Annotated in this window: 11 protein-coding genes; 6 read left to right on the top strand and 5 right to left on the bottom strand. The window is 71.0% G+C overall.

Going from position 1 to position 17058, the window contains the following annotated elements; all coding sequences use genetic code 11:
* Positions 1 to 75: 75 nt before the first annotated feature.
* The gene (locus OG453_RS35590) at positions 76 to 777 is read left to right on the top strand and encodes a heparin lyase I family protein (RefSeq protein WP_266872673.1); all 702 of its coding nucleotides are present in this window, start codon (positions 76 to 78) and stop codon (positions 775 to 777) included.
* A gap of 4 nt (positions 778 to 781) precedes the next feature.
* Here OG453_RS35590 and OG453_RS35585 read toward each other — a convergent pair whose 3' ends face one another.
* Both OG453_RS35585 and OG453_RS35580 read right to left on the bottom strand, forming a co-directional pair.
* Entirely contained in the window at positions 782 to 3058 is a 2277-nt protein-coding gene (locus OG453_RS35585; RefSeq protein WP_266872672.1) for an arylsulfatase, read from the bottom strand.
* Positions 3051 to 3770 carry a TetR/AcrR family transcriptional regulator gene (locus tag OG453_RS35580; protein WP_266872671.1) on the bottom strand — a complete coding sequence of 240 codons (720 nt, stop codon included), beginning with the start codon at positions 3768 to 3770 and terminating at the stop codon, positions 3051 to 3053. The genes OG453_RS35585 and OG453_RS35580 overlap by 8 nt, the downstream gene beginning before the upstream one ends.
* A gap of 127 nt (positions 3771 to 3897) precedes the next feature.
* Here OG453_RS35580 and OG453_RS35575 point away from each other — a divergent pair, with 127 nt between their 5' ends.
* Complete coding sequence (locus OG453_RS35575; protein WP_266872670.1) at positions 3898 to 5409, top strand: MFS transporter; 1512 nt, start codon at positions 3898 to 3900, stop codon at positions 5407 to 5409.
* Positions 5410 to 5696: 287 nt separating this feature from the next.
* Here the strand turns inward: OG453_RS35575 and OG453_RS35570 are convergent, their stop codons facing one another.
* Entirely contained in the window at positions 5697 to 7613 is a 1917-nt protein-coding gene (locus OG453_RS35570) for an ABC transporter ATP-binding protein (RefSeq protein ID WP_266872669.1), read from the bottom strand.
* A 256-nt stretch (positions 7614 to 7869) separates the two neighbouring features.
* Here OG453_RS35570 and bglX point away from each other — a divergent pair, with 256 nt between their 5' ends.
* The gene (bglX, locus tag OG453_RS35565; protein ID WP_266872668.1) at positions 7870 to 9999 is read left to right on the top strand and encodes a beta-glucosidase BglX; all 2130 of its coding nucleotides are present in this window, start codon (positions 7870 to 7872) and stop codon (positions 9997 to 9999) included.
* A gap of 45 nt (positions 10000 to 10044) precedes the next feature.
* Here the strand turns inward: bglX and OG453_RS35560 are convergent, their stop codons facing one another.
* Together OG453_RS35560 and OG453_RS35555 are read right to left on the bottom strand one after the other, a co-directional pair.
* Positions 10045 to 10902, bottom strand: a complete 858-nt coding sequence (locus OG453_RS35560) for a GNAT family N-acetyltransferase (RefSeq protein ID WP_266872667.1) — start codon at positions 10900 to 10902, stop codon at positions 10045 to 10047.
* Between the two features lie 180 nt (positions 10903 to 11082).
* Positions 11083 to 12123 carry a S1 family peptidase gene (locus tag OG453_RS35555; protein WP_266873249.1) on the bottom strand — a complete coding sequence of 347 codons (1041 nt, stop codon included), beginning with the start codon at positions 12121 to 12123 and terminating at the stop codon, positions 11083 to 11085.
* Positions 12124 to 12596: 473 nt separating this feature from the next.
* On the opposite strand from OG453_RS35555, the gene OG453_RS35550 reads away from it, so the two are divergent.
* From OG453_RS35550 to OG453_RS35540, 3 genes are all read left to right on the top strand, one after another.
* The gene (locus OG453_RS35550) at positions 12597 to 13985 is read left to right on the top strand and encodes a family 2B encapsulin nanocompartment shell protein (protein ID WP_266872666.1); all 1389 of its coding nucleotides are present in this window, start codon (positions 12597 to 12599) and stop codon (positions 13983 to 13985) included.
* Positions 13972 to 15381: a cysteine desulfurase gene (locus OG453_RS35545; RefSeq protein ID WP_266872665.1), complete on the top strand. Its 1410-nt coding sequence runs from the start codon at positions 13972 to 13974 to the stop codon at positions 15379 to 15381. The genes OG453_RS35550 and OG453_RS35545 overlap by 14 nt, the downstream gene beginning before the upstream one ends.
* Positions 15382 to 15458: 77 nt before the next feature.
* Positions 15459 to 16994 carry an AMP-binding protein gene (locus OG453_RS35540; protein ID WP_266872664.1) on the top strand — a complete coding sequence of 512 codons (1536 nt, stop codon included), beginning with the start codon at positions 15459 to 15461 and terminating at the stop codon, positions 16992 to 16994.
* The last annotated feature ends 64 nt before the right edge of the window (positions 16995 to 17058 follow it).

The following is a 17058-nucleotide window of genomic DNA, read 5'->3' as shown; positions in this document are numbered from 1 at the left end:
GGAATCCCAACCTTGCCGAGCAACAGGGCCCAGCAAGCATCATGAGGCCATTCCCCCCTCCCCCAGGAGAAGTCCATGCGCATGCGATTCCTCGTCCCCGTGGCGATCGCCGCCACGGCGGCCTCCCTCGTCCTGGCCGCTCCCGCCCAAGCCGCCGTCGAATGGAACGGCGACGCGGACAACGGCGGCACGGCCGTCTTCGCCTCGGTCCTCTGCGACGCGCCGTCGTACGTCTACCAGCCGGACTGGAACGACGGCCGCGGCAAGATCTTCGGCTTCACCAAGCGGCCGGGATCCGAACGGTGCGAAGGGCACGGCATCGCAGGACGCACCCTCTCGGCCGGCAGAACCTACTGGTTCGGCTGGGAGTCGATGACCAAGACCGGCAACGCCCAGACGGTCTTCCAGTGGAAGTCGTGGGGCACCGGCTCGGAGCACGACCAGAACTACCCGGTCATCATGAAGGTCGAGAACAGCCAGTTGAAGATCTGGTACGTCGCACCGGGCGAGGAGTGGGTCCTGGTCGGCAGCGTCCCCTGGACGCCGGGCACCTGGAACAAGATCGAGCTCGGCATCAACGCCCAGTCGTCGACCGCCGGTTCCTTCTCCCTGTACGTCAACGGCAAGCAGGTCGCCGACCGGCAGGGCACCAGGACCTGGGACCTGAAGGGCAACGTCCCGCGCTGGGGCACCTACGGCTCCACCATCACGGACGTGGAGTCCGTGCACTGGGTCGACGGTCTCAAGATGGGCCCCACACGCGGTGACGTCGGCTGACCCGTCAGTCGCTGTGCAGCGCCGCCCGCAGTTCGTCATCGGCCGACCGCTTGGCCCGCCCCCTCCCCCGCGTGGTGTCGACGACCACCTCGTGCAGGGGGCCGCGCCACGCGAACGGGGGCCGGTAGCGCTCCGGGTCGACCGAGAGCCCTCGGTCGTGGCCGACGGAGAGGCCCGCGCCCCCGTGCTGGAAGGTGTAGGGGAACGGGCCGCCGAGGGACGTGGTCGCGATGTCCTCGCCGTCCACGTGGAGGGTGAACTCCCCTTGTTCCTTGCCCTCTTGGCCCACGTCGTACCGCACACCCAGCCGATGCCTGCCCGCGCCGAGCGGTTCGCTCGCCACCACCCGGTCCAGGTCACCGGCGCGGGAGCAGGCGAAAGCGAGGCGGCCCCCGTCGGCGTACAGAACGAACCCGCCGTTGAGGTCGCCGAGCGCGCACAGCACCCCGGCGGCCACCGTGCCGTCCGGCACCTCGGCGTCGGCGGTCAGCTCGAAGCCGCCGAAGAGGAGGGGCAGCGCCTCGTCGTGCACCGGGGTGCCGCCCGGAGCGTAGGAGGCACGGGCGGGTGGCGGCCAGGCGGGCGGGATCATCGCGGTGAGGCGTTCCTGCATGCGGTCGTCGAGGGGAAGGACCTGGTTGCGCTCAGCCTCCGCGTCCCAGAGAGTCACCAACTTCCGTACGACATCAGGGTGTTGGTCCGCCAGGTCGTGCGCCTCCGCGAAGTCGTCCGTGAGGCGGAACAGCGACCACCGGTCGGCCGCGAAGTCGCGGCTGCCCGGCAGGAGCCGCTCCTCGTCCTCGACGCCGCGCGAGACGTGGTCCGTGGTGGCCTTCCACTCCCCGTGCACGATGGAACGGGAGCCGAGCATCTCGAAGTACTGGGTGGGGGTGGGCAGTTGGGCGTGGTCCGGGTCGCCGAGGACACCCAGCAGGCTGCGGCCGTCCACCGGCTGCTGGGGCACCCCGTCGACCTCCGTCGGCGCCTCGATCCCGCATGCGTCGAGGATCGTCGGCATGAGGTCGACGGCGTGCGTGAACGCGGGGCGGATCGCGCCCGGGTCGGGGACGCGGCGGGGCCAGTGGGCGATGAGCGGGGCGCGGGTGCCGCCGAGCCAGGTGTAGCGCTTCCACAGCCGCAGCGGGGCGTTGCCGGCCCAGGCCCAGCCCCACGCGTAGTGCGGATAGGTCGCGGGGCCGCCCCAGTCGTCGAGCGCGGCGAGGTTGCGGGCGGCGCTGTCGCCCGAACGCGCGGTGAAGCGGTGCTCGTTGAGGGTGCCGAGGCTGCCGCCCTCCGCGCTCGCCCCGTTGTCGGAGAGGACCAGGACGAGGGTGTTGTCGAGGCGGCCGGTGCGGCGCAGGAAGTCGAGCAGCCGCCCGATCTGGACGTCGGTGTGGGTGAGGAACCCGGCGTATACCTCCTGCATGCGTGCGAAGATCCGCCGTTCGTCCCCGTCCAGTTCGCTCCAGTCCTGGATCCAGGGCGGGCGGGGCGAGAGTTCCGTGTTCCCCGGCACCACGCCCAAGGCGGTCTGCCGGGCGAAGGTCTCCTCGCGCCAGCGCTCCCAGCCCTGGTCGAAGCGGCCTCGGTAGGGGTCGCTCCAGGCGCTGGGCACGTGGTGCGGGGCGTGTGTCGCGCCGAGCGGGAAGTAGAGGAAGTAGGGCTTGTCGGGGGTGGCCTGCTTCTGGTCGAGGATCATGCGGATCGCCGCGTCGGCCAGGTCTTCGGTGAGGTGGTAGCCGTCGTCGGGGCCCGCCGGGGGTTCGGTGTAGTGGTTGTCACGGACGAGCCGCGGTGCGTAGTGGTTGGTGTCGCCCTGCAGGAAGCCGTAGAAGCGCTCGAAGCCGTAGCCGAGCGGCCAGCGGTCGAAGGGGCCGGACGCGGTGCGCTCCCAGCGCGGGGTGAGGTGCCATTTGCCGACGGAGAGGGTGGAGTAGCCGGCGTCGCGCAGGACGCGGGGAAGTGGTGCGGCGGACTTCGGGAGGCGTGCGGTGTAGCCGGGGTGGGCGATCGGCAGGTCGACGAGGAAGCCCATGCCGACGGCGTGGTGATTGCGGCCGGTCAGCAGGCTTGCGCGGGTCGGTGAGCACATCGCGGTGACATGGAAGCGGTTGAAGCGCAGCCCGTCGGCGGCCAGGCGGTCCAGGTTCGGCGTCGCCATGTCGGAGCCGTAGCAGCCGAGTTGGGCGAAGCCGAGGTCGTCGAGGACGATGACGACGACGTCCGGGGCGTCGGGGGCGGGGCGTGGGCCGACCGGGTGGCGGTGGCCGTGGTCAGTCATCGGTGGGGGCCTCCGGTTCACGTGGGACGTCCGGCTCGATGAGGGCGCGCGTCGCGGGGGCGACGGGCGCGGTGAGGACGGCCACCGCCGCGTCGACGAGGTTCGCGACGAGCAGGTCCGTACGGCGTCCCGGCTTGGCCGCGCCGTGCTGCAGGGCGCGTTCGTGGTCGGCGAGGGTGTGCAGGGTGAGCCCGACGAAGATGCGCCAGCGGTCGGCGCGGACGGGTTCGGGGAGCTCGGTGAGGCAGGCGTCGATGCGGGCGTACAGGCGGTCGAGCGCGCGGGTCCAGGTCTCGGCGGCCAGGTCGTAGGGGGCGATGTCCTCGACGTACAGGGCCTGCGCGACGAAGCGGAGGAAGTAGCTGGGCGGTGCGTCCGGGTCGGCCGCGGCCCGGGTGATCCGGTCGGCCATGGGGCGGACGAACACCTCGACGAGTCCGCGCAGTTCCTTGCCGCGCCCTTCCTCGTCGAGCACGGCGAGGCGGTGGAGCTGGCCCTCGTTGGTCGGGCCGAGCCGGTGTGCGTAGACAGCCGTCACCAGGCCCCGCTTGTCGCCGAAGTGGTAGGCGACGGCAGAGGTGTTGCGCTGTTCGGCCGCCGCGGCGATCTCGCGCAGCGACACGGCGTGGATGCCGCGTTCGACGAAGAGCCGCTCGGCGGTCTCGATGAGCCGGACCCGGGTGGCTGCGGGGTTCTGGTGGGGATCGGTCACGTCGGCAAGTGTGCAGACCTTGCCCCTTCAACGCAAGTGCGTTAAACACTGAACTCGCAGCAATCGCAAGCGACTTGACGGTCAGTCATATCGGTCAGTCAGAGACGATCGGCGGTGCGACGCAGCCATGCCAGATCCCTCCCCCTCCCCCGAGGACACCCCTCTGCCCGACGGCCTCTCCCCGGCCCAGTACGCCATCCTGCTCGTCCCGCTGATCCTGCTCACGGAAGTCACCGCGCTCGAACTCACGCTGATCTACCCGGTGTTGCCGTTGATGTCCGACGCCTTCGACACCCCCTCCATCGGCTGGACGCTGACCGTGGTGAGCCTGACGGGAGTGGTGGCGCAGCCCTTGCTCGGCCGTGTCGCCGACGTGATCGGCAAGAAGCGCATGATGCTGTACGCGGCCGGGCTCTTCGCGGCCGGCTCACTGATCTGTGCGCTGGCGCCGTCCTACCCGGTCCTGCTCGCGGGCCGCGCCGTGCAGGGCACCTGCCTGGTGATGGCCCCGGCCGCGTACGGCCTGATCCGTGACATCTTCCCGGCGCGGGTGGTCCCGGTGGCGCTCGGTGCCGTCACCACGGGGATCGGTCTCAGCGCGATCATCGGCCCGCTGACCGGCGGCGCCCTTGGCCAGGCCTTCGGCTACCGGGCGGTGTTCTGGTTCGCCCTCGTCTACGTCGCCGTCCTCATCCCGTGGTTCGCGCGCGCCCTGCCCGAGTCGCCGGTCCGCCGGCCACGCGCCGACTGGCGCCGCGTCGACGCGGCGGGCGGTCTGCTCCTCGGCATCGGCGCGGGCGGCCTGCTGCTGTTCATCGGCCAGGGCGGCGGCTGGGGCTGGGCATCGGCGCCCACGCTGGCCACCCTCGGCTGCTCCCTCCTTCTCCTGGCCGGCTTCGTACGGCGTGAACTGCGCACCGCAGAGCCGCTGATCGACCTGCGGTTGCTGACCGGGCCCGCGCTGCGCTGGACGCTCGTCGCGGCGTTCTCGGGCGCCTTCGCGATCGGCGGGACGGCCTTCGCGATGCCGATGCTGGTGCAGACGCCGACGTCGCTCGGCTACGGCTTCGGGATGAGTGTGCTCGGCGCCGCGGTGTTCCTCGTCCCGCAGGGGCTGATCGGCGCGGCGTGCGGGCCGCTCGGCGGGCTCCTGGCCGGGCGCCGCGGCCCCCGGTACACGCTCATGGTCGCCCTCTGCGGCCTGTCCGCCACCACGCTCACCCTCGCCCTGCTGCACACCGCGCTCTGGCAACTGCTGCTCGCCGCGCTGTTCATGGGCGTGGGCTTCGGCTGCTTCTTCGTCGGCGTGTCCAACCTGGTGGTGGAGGCGGTGCCCGCCGATCGCACGGCGGTGGGCGCGGGCCTGATGGGCGTGGCCAACAACCTCGGGCAGGCGACGGGGGTGACGCTCCTGGGCGCGGTCCTCGCCCGGTACCTGGTGGACGACTCGGACGAGGACCGGATCCTGTACGCGGAGACCGGCTACCTGCTCGCGTTCGGCCTGGCATCGGCGGTGGCCTTCGCGGGCCTGATGGTGGCGACGGCGATGCGCCATGGGCGCGCTCCCGCCTCGGGCGGGGTGCTGCGGCTCGTGGGGGCGGAGCAGGAATCCGGCCACCAGAAGTCGAAGCGGCTCTGAGATGCGGCACACCGGCGTCCTTGAGACGCCGGTGTGTCACACGAGCCGTTCCGCATGCGCACCGGCGGGCGGCGCCCCTGCCTCTCGCGGAGAGCGCGCCGCAGGCCCGCGGCGCGATCAGGTCCTGGCCGCGGACGCCGTGGACCACGGCCGGTGGCGCTGGAGTTCAGCGCCGTCCCGCCGGCCGCGTCCCACCGCCGCCGGAACCTGCCCCGCGGCGGCCTTGAGACGAGGCGAACCGGCGCCCAGAGACGCCGGTACACCGCATGAGCCGTGAGGCCTGGCCCTTACGCCGCCACTTCCACGTCCTCGCCCTTCACCACTCCCGCCCCCACGTCCTCGCCCTTGGCCGCGAACTGCGTCCGGTACAGCTCCGCGTAGCGCCCGTCGACCGCGAGCAGTTCCTCGTGCGTCCCGCGCTCCACGATCCGCCCGGCCTCGACGACGAGGATCTGGTCGGCGGACCGCACCGTCGAGAGGCGGTGCGCGATGACGATCGCGGTGCGGCCCTCCAGCGCCTCGGCGAGGGCCTCCTGCACCGCGGCCTCCGAGGTGTTGTCCAGGTGGGCGGTCGCCTCGTCGAGGATGACGACCCGCTGCTGGGCCAGGAGCAGCCGGGCGATGGTCATGCGCTGGCGTTCACCGCCGGAGAGGCGGTAGCCGCGCTCGCCGACCACCGTGTCGAGGCCGTCCGGCAGGGAGCGCACGAGGTCTTCGAGGCGGGCCCGGCGCAGGACGTCCCACAGGTCGTCCTCGGTGGCCTCGGGGCGGGCGAGCAGCAGGTTGGCGCGGACCGACTCGTGGAAGAGGTGGCCGTCCTGGGTGACCATGCCGAGCGTCTGGCGCATGGACACCGCCGTGAGGTCACGGACGTCGACCCCGCCGATCCGGACGGTCCCCGCGTCGGCGTCGTACAGGCGCGGCAGCAGTTGTGCGATCGTCGACTTGCCCGCTCCGGAGGAGCCGACGAGCGCGACGGTCTGGCCGGGCTCGGCGCGGAAGGACAGTCCGTGCAGGACCTCGTCGCCGCCGCGGGTGTCGAGGGACGCGACCTCTTCGAGGGAGGCGAGGGAGACCTTGTCGGCGGACGGGTAGCCGAAGCGGACGTCGTCGAACTCCACCGCCACCGGCCCCGAGGGGACCTCACGGGCGTCCGGCTTCTCGTCGATCAGCGGTTTCAGGTCGAGCACCTCGAAGACCCGCTCGAAGCTGACGAGCGCGCTCATCACCTCGACCCGCGCCCCCGCGAGGGAGGTCAGCGGCGCGTAAAGGCGGGTGAGCAGCAGGGCGAGGGAGACCACCGCGCCCGCGTCCAGCGTGCCCTCCAGGGCGAAGTAGCCGCCCAGGCCGTAGACGAGAGCGAGCGCGAGGGCCGAGACGAGGGTGAGCGCGGTGATGAACGCGGACTGCGCCATGGCCGTACGGACGCCGATGTCCCGCACCCGGTGGGCCCGCGCGGCGAACTCCGCCGACTCGGCGCCGGGCCGCCCGAAGAGCTTGATCAGCGTGGCGCCCGGAGCGGAGAACCGCTCGGTCATACGGGTGCCCATCGCCGCGTTGTGGTGCGCGGCCTCCCGCTGCAGCTTGGCCATCCGGGAGCCCATGCGGCGCGCGGGCACGACGAACACCGGAAGCAGCACGAGCGCGAGGAGCGTGATCTGCCAGGAGAGCGTCAGCATCACGGCGAGGGTGAGAAGCAGGGTCACGATGTTGCCGACCACCCCGGAGAGGGTGTTGCTGAAGGCGCGTTGTGCACCGATCACGTCGTTGTTGAGGCGGCTGACGAGCGCGCCGGTGCGGGTGCGGGTGAAGAAGGCGACGGGCATGCGCTGTACGTGGTCGAAGACGGCGGTCCGCAGGTCGAGGATGAGCCCCTCCCCCAGGTTCGCCGACAGCCAGCGGCTGAGCAGGCCGAGTCCCGCCTCGGCGATGGCGATGGCGGCGATGAGCAGGGCGTACCGGACGACAAGAGATGACTCTCCGTCAGAGACGATCGCGTTCACGACATTGCCCGCGAGAACGGGGGTCGCGACGGCGAGGAGCGCGGTCACGACGCTCAGGAGTACGAAGTGGGCGATGCGGCGCCGGTGCGGGCGGGCGAACCTGCCGATGCGGCGCAGCGTGGCGCGGGCGAAGGGGCGGCTGTCCTGCTCGGCGTTCATGACGCTCTGCAGCTGGGTCCAGGCTGTCGTTTCCATGCTCATGAGAGGAACTTAGAACCTCAAGCTTTCTTGAGGTCAAGCTTCACCGGGACAGGCATCGGAAAGAGGTACCGTTACCGACTTCCTGATTCGAGAAAGCGAATACATGCGAGAGCTACGAAGGCGTTCTCTGCTGTCCGCGATCGGCGGCACGGCCGTTGCAGGAAGCGGCTTCACCGCCGCCGGTACGGGAAGCGCCCAGGCCGCGCCACAGCGGCGGAGCCGCCCCGACCCGAGGGTCAAGAAGTTGCTCGACCGTATGACTGTCGAAGAGAAACTGGGCCAGCTGCAGCAACTGCCGTGGGCCGTCAGCACGGGCCCCGGCGGCACTGAGACCAAGGACGTCGAGGACGCGGCGCGCGCGGGACGGCTCGGTTCCGTACTGAACATCTTCGGCGCCGAGAACAGCAACGCCCTGCAGCGCATCGCCGTCGAGGAGTCCCGGCTCGGCATCCCGCTGCTCTTCGGGCTCGATGTCATCCATGGTCTGTGGACCACGTTCCCGATCCCCCTCGCCCAGGCGGCGAGCTTCGACCCGGAGGTCACCCGGCGGGACGCCGAGATCTCCGCGAAGGAGTCACGGTCGAACGGCGTGCACTGGACGTTCTCGCCGATGATGGACGTCACGCACGAGCCGCGCTGGGGCCGCGTCGCCGAGGGCTGCGGCGAAGACCCGTATCTGACGACGGCGTTCGCCGTGGCCAAGGTGGAGGGCTATCAGGGCGAGAAGGGTGCGGGCCTGGCGGACAAGGACCGCATCGCCGCCTGCGCCAAGCACTTCGTCGCGTACGGCGGGGCCGAGGGCGGCCGTGACTACAACACCGTCGACGTGTCCGAGTCCCGGCTGCGCAATCTGTATCTGCCGCCGTTCAAGGCCGCGTTGGACGCGGGGGTGGCCACGGTGATGGCCTCCTTCAACACGATCAGCGGCGTCCCGGCGCACGCCAACTCCCACACCCTCATCGACGTACTGCACAAGGAGTGGGGCTTCGAAGGATTCGTCGTCAGCGACTGGAACGGCGTCGACGAGCTGATCGCGCACGGCTTCGCCGAGGACGGCGCCGACGCGGCCCGTCTCGCGCTCAACGCCGGCGTCGACATGGAGATGGCGAGCACGGACCTGGCCAAGCACGGCAAGAAGCTGCTGAGCGGCGGAAGGATCAGCGAGCGGCGGCTCGACGAGGCGGTCGCGCGGATCCTGAACCTGAAGTTCGCCCTGGGGCTCTTCGAGCATCCGTACGTCGACGAGGGAACCGCCATCGACAAGCCCTCCGCGGCGGCGCGCAAGGCGGCCCGCGAGACGGCGGCCCGCTCCATGGTGCTCCTGAAGAACGCCGGCCGGGCACTCCCGCTCAAGAAGTCCACCGGGTCGATCGCGGTCGTCGGGCCGTTCGGCAACTCCGAGGATCTGCTTGGGACTTGGACGTTCCCCGGCGCCACGAAGAAGTTCCCCGCCGGGAGGGTGCTCGACGCGGTCAAGCGCGCCGCTCCGGACGCGAAGGTGACGTACGCGAAGGGAGTCGACCCGGAGGGCAAGGACACCCGTGGCATCCCGGCGGCGGTCGCCGCGGCCAAGGGCGCCGATGTCACCGTCGTGGTGGTCGGTGAGCCCCCGGCGATGAGCGGCGAGGCGGCGGCGCGCAGCGACATCGGCCTGCCCGGCGCGCAGGAGAAGCTGATCGAGGCGATCGCGGGGACGGGCAAGCCGTTCGTGGTGGTCCTGGTCAACGGACGCCCGCTGACGATCGGCGACTGGCTGGACAGGGCGCCCGCCGTTCTCGAGGCCTGGCACCCGGGGCTCGAGGCCGGGAACGCCATCGCCGACGTGCTGTTCGGCGAGGTCGCTCCCGGCGGCAAGCTGCCCGTCTCGTTCCCGCGTACGGTCGGCCAGATCCCCGTCCACTACAACCGGGAGTCGACGGGCCGTCCGTACGCCGCGGACAACAAGTACACGTCCAAGTATCTGGACCTGCCGCCGGAGCCGCAGTTCGCCTTCGGCCACGGGCTCAGCTACACGACCTTCGAGACCGGCGCCCCGAAGCTGAGCCGCGACCGCGTCTCGGCGGGCGCCCTGCGCACGGGCGACACCGTGGAGGTCTCGGTCACGGTCGCCAACACCGGTGACCGGGCGGGCGACGAGGTCGTCCAGTTGTACGTCCACGACATCGCGGCGAGCATCGCGCAGCCGGTGCGCAGACTGCGCGGGTTCCGCCGGGTGACGCTGGGAGCGGGCAAGTCGACGACGGTCCGCTTCCTGCTCGGCGCCGATGACCTCGGGTTCTGGACGAACGCCGAGGGCGGTGAATTCCGGGTCGAGGCGGGGGCGGTGGACCTGTACGTCGGCAACAGCTCCGAGGCGAAGGCGAAGCAGCGGCTGACGATCACGTAGGGCGATGGCGTGCGGGCCGGGCCCGGTGGGGTCCGGCCCGCCGCGTCAGCCGAGCTCCAGCGTCGCGACGCCGAAGACCCGCTCCTGGGCGAGCGGCCGGACCGGGCCCGTGTACATCCGGGCGGTCTCGAATGTGGGCTTCAGGCCGCGGCTCTCGGCGAGGGCGACGGCCTCGGGCTGTGTCTCGGGCACGTCGATGGCGACCGGAGCGCCGTCCGCCTCGGCGGTCAGCGCGTCGAAGAGCGCCTCGGCGTCGGCGCGCGTGTCGGCGAACAGCGGCCCGATGCGCAGGGCTTCGCGGGCGGGGCGCAGCACTCCGTACCCGGTCACGCGGCCGTCGACGATGCGGGCGAGGGCGCGGTGTCCGGGAGCGGTGAGCCAGGGGTCCAGGAAGCGCGGGCGGTCGGCGGGATGGCTCGCGGCGTCGTACGCGGTGATGGCGCGCAGCCCGGCCGCCTCAACGGGCCGGATGTTCGCGGGAGTTGGCGCGCCAGTGGGTGCGGGGCCCAGGTAGCGCATGGTGGTGTGGGTGAACTCGAAGCCCGAGCGGCGGTAGTTGTCCTGCTGGGTGACGACGCCGTCGAGGCCGACGGTCCGCCTGCCCGCGTGGGCGAGGGCCGTGTTCCAGGTGGCGAGGCCGTGGCCCCGGCCCCGCAGGTCGGGGCGGACCAGGTAGAAGCCCAGGAAGGCGTACTGGTCGTCGTAGTTGACGACCGAGATCGCGGAGGCCGCCTCACCGTCCACCCGGCCGATGAAGAATCCCTCGGGGTCCTGCGCGAAGAAGGAGGGCACGTCTCTGAGACCCGGGTTCCATCCCTCGCCCGCCGCCCATTCGACGACCGTCCGCCAGTCGTCGGGCGTCGCCCGCGAGATGACGAGCCGTCCTGGGGCCGAATGTGTCATCGCTGCACCCTTCTCGCACCGGAAGGGACCGTCCCCTGCCCCGGAAGGGGGCCGCCCCTCACATCGGAGAGGGACCGCCCCGGCGCGATCGGTGATCACGACCGCACCGGGACCATCCTTCCCGACTCCTCGCCCGGCTATCCGGTGCTCCGGCCAACCCGTGCTCCGGTGCGATTCAGGTCAGCCGATCTGCGCTCCGTACACCGCGAGGGCGTCCGTCACCGGCTGGAAGAACGTCTGGCCGCCGGACGAGCAGTTGCCGCTGCCGCCGGAGGTCAGGCCCAGTGCGTCGCTGCCCGCGAAGAGCGAGCCGCCGCTGTCACCGGGCTCGGCGCACACGTCGGTCTGGATGAGACCGTCCACGGTGCCCTGCGGGTAGGAGACCGAGACGTCGAGTCCCTGCACGGAGCCGTCGTGCAGCTGGGTGGTGCTGCCGCTGCGCTGTACCTGCTCACCGACGACGGCCTCGCGCGCGCCGGTGATCTGCTGGGTGGAGCCGTTGTAGAGATTGACCTCGCTCGGGTGCGGCACATCGGCCGTGTACTTCACCAGGGCGTGGTCGGCTCCGGGGAACGTCCAGTCGACGGCCTGGCCGATCTCGGCGCCGCCCTGGCTGTCGGACCAGCTGGTGCCCGCGAGTTCGGTGCAGTGGCCCGCGGTGAGGAAGTGCGGCGCGCCGTCCTTGACGACGTTGAAGCCGAGCGAACAGCGGCCGCCCGAGCTGTAGATCGGGTCGCCGCCCGCGATCAGCGGCGAGAACTTCCCCGCTGTCCGCTTGAGCACGGCCTTGCCGTCCTGCGCGGCGACGGCCTTCTTCAGCTTCCGCAGTTCGGCGCCCTTGACGGTGCTGTCGGCGGTGACGACGACCTTGTTGGTCACGGGGTCGACGGCACGCGAAGTGCCGGGCACGGAACTGGCGTTGAGCTCCATCTTCGCCGCTTCGAGCGCGGTCTTGGTGTGGCTGACCACCTTGGCCACGGCGCCCGCCTCGCGCACCTGCTCGGCCGCGGCCTCGTCGACGACGTTGATGACCAGGTTCCGCGCCTTCGCGTCGTAGTACGCGCCGGCCGTGTCGCCCTTCAGGTCGGCGGCCAGCGATGTCGCGAGGTCACCTGCGGCGGCCGACGACAGGGTGTCGGCAGTGGGGGTGGGTGCCGCGGTGCTGGTGTTCGCCATGGTCAGGCTTCCCGCGACCAGGGCGGCGACGCTCGCTCCGGCCATGACGAGGCGGCGCGTGCGCAACTGTGGGGTTCTCACTCAGTACCTCCATGGGGGGTTGGAGCCGTTCCAGTGGGGCGGCCCCGGGGAGTTACAGACATGAGCATGCCAAGCAGTGACGTGGTCGCGTCCCGCCCGGCAACGGCGCCGAGTATGACGAGACCGGCACAAGGTCACAAGACCCGGCCACCCGCGGCGGCTTGAAATCCACGGCCGAGCGGTGAGCCATAAGCGCGTTTTGCAGGGGCGCCTAGTTCCGGTATTGGGCTGATTTGAGCCTGATATCTGCCGTGCGGGGAATTCCCGGGGGTCGTATGGAAAGGTCTGCCTGGGGTTCGTGACCGGTAGGTCAGCCATTTCAGGCCTTTCCTCAATCAGCCCTGAAAAATCGCCACTTGCGGCCCGGGAACGACGAGAAGACGATCGGCGCCACACGCCCAGAGCACCGTCTTCGCACCGTCTTCCAGGAGGTTCCAGTGACCGACCGTCTGACCCTCGGCCCGGATGCCGCACGGCAACTCGCGACGACCACCAAGACCACCCCGCAGATGCGCGGCATCACCCCGCGCTATCTGCTGCGCGCGCTGCCGTGGGTGGACGTCGAGTCGGGCACCTACCGGGTGAACCGCCGCCGCACCTTCGTGCTCGGCGACGACCGCATCACCACGTACGAGGAAGGCGACTCGCACCGCGTAGTGGCGGGCGACTTACGCGAGGTGCCCTACCTCCGCGAGGCCGACGACGCGCTGCTCGCGGAGCTCGCCGGCGCCTTCACCGAGGTCACCTTCGAGGCCGGTCAGGTCCTGACCCAGGAGGGCGACCCCGCCGACCGGCTCTGGGTCGTCGTACGGGGCCGGGCCGAGAAGCGGGTGACGGGGCGGTACGGCGAGGACGCGCTGCTCGAAGTCATCGGTGACGGACAGTTCTTCGACCTCGGCGCGTGGACCCGCACCGAGGCGATGCCCTACCGCGTCAAGGCGCTCACCCCCGGCATCGCGCTCTGCGCGGACCGCAGCGCGCTCGCGGCACTCATCGACCGCGACGAGACGCTGCGGGGCGCGTGCGCGGCGTACGCGGAGGGCGAGATGATGACGCCGGGCGCCGAGGTGCCGGTGGACCTCAGCGCGGGGCACGTCGGGGAGGTCGACCTGCCGGGCACGTTCGTCGACTACGAGGACGCGCCGCGCGAGTACCACATGACCCTCGCGCAGACGGTGCTCCGTGTGCACACCAAGGTCGCCGACCTCTACAACGGCCCCATCGACCAGACCCGGGCCCAGTCCAACCTCACCGTCGCCGCGCTGCGCGAACGCCAGGAGTCCTCGCTCCTGAACCACCCCGAGTACGGCCTGTTCAACAACGTCTCCGCCGGGCAGCGCGTCCAGTCGCGCACCGGTGCGCCCACGCCCGACGACCTGGACGAGCTCCTGACCAAGGTGTGGAAGCAGCCCGGCTTCTTCCTCGCGCACCCCAAAGCCATCGCCGCGTTCGGCCGCGAATGTACGCGGCGCGGTGTGCCCCCGGTGATCGACAGCCGCTTCGGCAGCCCGCTGCTCACCTGGCGCGGCGTGCCGCTGCTGCCGTCGGACAAGGTGCGGTTCTCCAACGGCTCCGGCGTCTCCGTCGGCACCACCGAGATCCTCCTGATGCGGACGGGCGAGGCCGAGCAGGGCGTGGTCGGGCTGCGTCCCGCGGGCGTCGCGGACGAGGTCGAACCGGGCCTGTCCATGCGGAACATGGGCGTCGACCAGAAGGGCATCACGTCGTACCTGATGACGGCGTACTTCAACACGGCGGTCCTGGTGGAGGACGCCATCGCCGTCCTGCAGAACGTCGAGGTGTCGAACTACCATGACTATTCCTGACCTCACGGGTCGGCTGCCGGGGCTGGCGGAGGCTTCGGGCGGCACGGTTCCGGAGGTGCCGCCGACTCCGGGGGTCCCGGCGACGCCGCCCGTGCCGTCGGCCCAGGAACTGCTCGCGGACCCGACGACCGCCGCGCTCCCCGGCCCCCAACCACCCGCCTTCTCCCCCGAGTCGGCCCGCAAGGACTTCCCGATCCTGCACCGCACGGTGAACGGGCACCCCCTGGTCTGGCTCGACAACGGCGCCACCACGCAGAAGCCGCGCCAGGTCATCGAGGCGCTCGGTGCCTACTACTCCGCCGCCAACTCCAACATCCACCGCGGCGCGCACACCATGGCGCGCGAGGCCACCGAGCTGTACGAGGCGGCGCGGGCCGCGGTCGCCGGGTTCCTGGGGGCCGGTTCGCCGGACGACATCGTCTTCGTACGCGGGACGACCGAGGCCATCAACCTGGTCGCCCAGAGCTGGGGCCGGGCGAACCTCGGCCCCGGGGACGACATTCTGGTGCCGGTCCTGGAACACCACTCCGACATCGTGCCGTGGCAGCTGCTCGCGAAGGAGACCCGGGCCCGCGTCGTCCCGATCCCGCTCACCCTCGACGGGGAAATCGATCAGGACGCGTACGCCGATCTCCTCTCGTACCGCACGCAGTTGGTCGCCATCAGCCACGCGTCGAACGTCCTCGGCACCGTCCCTCCGGTGAAGGAGATGACCGCACTCGCGCATCGCTACGGCGCGAAGGTCCTGGTCGACGGGGCGCAGGCCGTCGCGCACTTCCCGGTGGACGTGACAGATCTGGACGCTGACTTCTACGCCTTCTCCGGGCACAAGCTGTTCGCCCCGACCGGCATCGGCGCCCTGTACGCGAAACCGGAGATCCTCCAGGCCATGAACCCGTGGCAGGGCGGCGGCAACATGATCGAGTCCGTGGAGTTCGGGCGGACGACGTTCGCGCCCGTCCCGCACCGCCTTGAGGCCGGCACCGGTCACATCTCGGGCGCGGTCGGCCTGCTTGCCGCGCTGAACTGGTTCACGTCCTTCGACCGGGACGCCGTCGCCGCGTACGAGGACGCGCTCCTCGCGTACGCGACGCAGGCCATGTCGACGGTGCCCGGCCTGGACGTCCTCGGTTCGGCGCCCGACCGGATCGCGGTCCTCACGTTCACCCTCGCGGGGCACGATCCGGCGGCCGTCGCCGACTGGCTCGACCGTGACGGCATCGCCATCCGCGCAGGACACCACTGCGCGCAGCCCGCCCTTGCCCACTACGGCGTGGAGTCCGCCGCCCGTGCGTCGCTCGCCCTCTACAACACGTCCGAGGAGGTGGATCAGCTGGTGGCGTCCCTGCGGCGACTGCAGGACGCGCCACAGGCCCAGCAGCCTCCCGCGCCTTAGCCCGTGAGCCAGTATGTGGTGTGCGGTGTCCATGGTCCTATGGGCGCCGTACATCACTTTGAGCTCGGGAGGCCAGGATGTTCGTCCCGTTCGGTGCCCTTGATTTTCTGGACCGCGCCACGACCGTGTACGGGGACCGCGTCGGCATCGTCGACGAACCGGATCAGCCCGCGGAGCCCTGGCAGGGGCTCACCTACCACCGGGTGGGTGAGCTGGCGCGGGCCCAGGCCGCCGGGCTCGACGCGCTCGGGGTGCCGCACGGCGCGCGGGTCGCGGTGGTCTCACCCAACAGCGCACGGCTGTTGACGTCGTTCTTCGGGGTGAGCGGATACGGCAGGGTGCTCGTGCCGGTGAACTTCCGGCTCACGGCCGACGAGGTGAGCCATATCGTCGGACGGTCGGGGGCGAGTGTGCTCCTGGTCGACCCCGAGCTGACGGAGCGTCTGGCGGGCGTGGACTGCGCGCACCGCTTCACGCTCGGGGCGGCCGCCGATGCTGAGTTGTACCGCTTCGGCACCGAGCCCGAGCCCTGGGAGCCCGACGAGAACGCCACCGCGACCATCAACTTCACCAGCGGCACCACGGCCCGCCCCAAGGGCGTACAGATCACCCATCGCAACATCTGGGTGAACGCGCTGACGTTCGCGCTGCACGCGGGTGTCAGCGACCGGGACGTCTATCTGCACACGCTGCCGATGTTCCACGCCAACGGCTGGGGCATGCCGTTCGCGATGTCCGGCATGGGCGCGCGCCACATCGTGCTGCGCAAGGTGGACGGCACGGAGATCCTGCGCCGCGTCGCCGAGCACGGCGTCACCGTGCTGTGTGCGGCGCCCGCGGTGGTCAACGCGGTCCTTGCCGCCGCGCAGTCCTGGGAGGGGGAGATCCCCGGCCGGGACCGGGTGCGGGTCATCGTCGCGGGGGCGCCGCCGCCCACCCAGACGGTCGAGCGGGTCGAGTCCGAGCTCGGCTGGGAGTTCATCCAGATCTACGGCCTCACCGAGACGTCCCCGCTCCTCACGATCAACCGCACGCGCGCCGAGTGGGACGGCCTGGAGCCGCGGGAGCGCGCGGAGAAGCTGGTGCAGGCCGGTCCGCCCGCCCTCGGGGTGACGCTGCGGACCTCGGACGAGGGCGAGGTACTCGCCCGCTCGAACGTGATCCTGGAGGGCTACTGGGAGCAGCCCGCCGAGACCGCCGAGGCCCTCGAGGACGGCTGGTTCCACACGGGCGACGGCGGGAGCATCGGCGAGCACGGGCACCTCACGATCAGCGACCGCAAGAAGGACGTGATCATCACCGGCGGTGAGAACGTCTCCTCGATCGAGGTGGAGGACGTCCTGTTCAGCCATCCCGCGGTGGCCGAGGTCGCGGTGATCGGGGTGCCGGACGAGAAATGGGGCGAGACGATCAAGGCGCTGGTGGTCCTCGCTTCCGGCACCGAGGCCAGGGAACAGGACCTGATCCGGCACTGCAAGGCACACCTGGCCGGCTTCAAGGCCCCCACCTCGGTGGAGTTCCGCGCCGAACTGGCCCGCACGGCCACCGGAAAGCTCCAGAAGTACAAGCTGCGCCGGCCCTACTGGGAGGGGCGCGAGCGAGGGGTCAACTGAAAATCGCTGGAGCAGGACGCCACCGCCTCATACCGTGACCCGGTCGATGATCAACGGATGAGGA

The sequence above is a fragment of the Streptomyces sp. NBC_01381 genome (genome assembly GCF_026340305.1).
Taxonomy (GTDB): Bacteria; Actinomycetota; Actinomycetes; order Streptomycetales; family Streptomycetaceae; genus Streptomyces.
This window is presented reverse-complemented; position numbering and strand designations above follow the sequence as displayed.

What these genes read in the sequence shown, in the direction of transcription:
- OG453_RS35590 (WP_266872673.1), top strand. Translation starts at nt 76, where the DNA reads ATGCGCATGCGATTCCTCGTCCCCGTGGCGATCGCCGCCACGGCGGCC.
- OG453_RS35585 (WP_266872672.1), bottom strand. Translation starts at nt 3,058, where the DNA reads ATGACTGACCACGGCCACCGCCACCCGGTCGGCCCACGCCCCGCCCCC.
- OG453_RS35575 (WP_266872670.1), top strand. Translation starts at nt 3,898, where the DNA reads ATGCCAGATCCCTCCCCCTCCCCCGAGGACACCCCTCTGCCCGACGGC.
- OG453_RS35570 (WP_266872669.1), bottom strand. Translation starts at nt 7,613, where the DNA reads ATGAGCATGGAAACGACAGCCTGGACCCAGCTGCAGAGCGTCATGAAC.
- bglX (WP_266872668.1), top strand. Translation starts at nt 7,870, where the DNA reads ATGACTGTCGAAGAGAAACTGGGCCAGCTGCAGCAACTGCCGTGGGCC.
- OG453_RS35560 (WP_266872667.1), bottom strand. Translation starts at nt 10,902, where the DNA reads ATGACACATTCGGCCCCAGGACGGCTCGTCATCTCGCGGGCGACGCCC.
- OG453_RS35555 (WP_266873249.1), bottom strand. Translation starts at nt 12,123, where the DNA reads ATGGCCGGAGCGAGCGTCGCCGCCCTGGTCGCGGGAAGCCTGACCATG.
- OG453_RS35545 (WP_266872665.1), top strand. Translation starts at nt 13,972, where the DNA reads ATGACTATTCCTGACCTCACGGGTCGGCTGCCGGGGCTGGCGGAGGCT.
- OG453_RS35540 (WP_266872664.1), top strand. Translation starts at nt 15,459, where the DNA reads ATGTTCGTCCCGTTCGGTGCCCTTGATTTTCTGGACCGCGCCACGACC.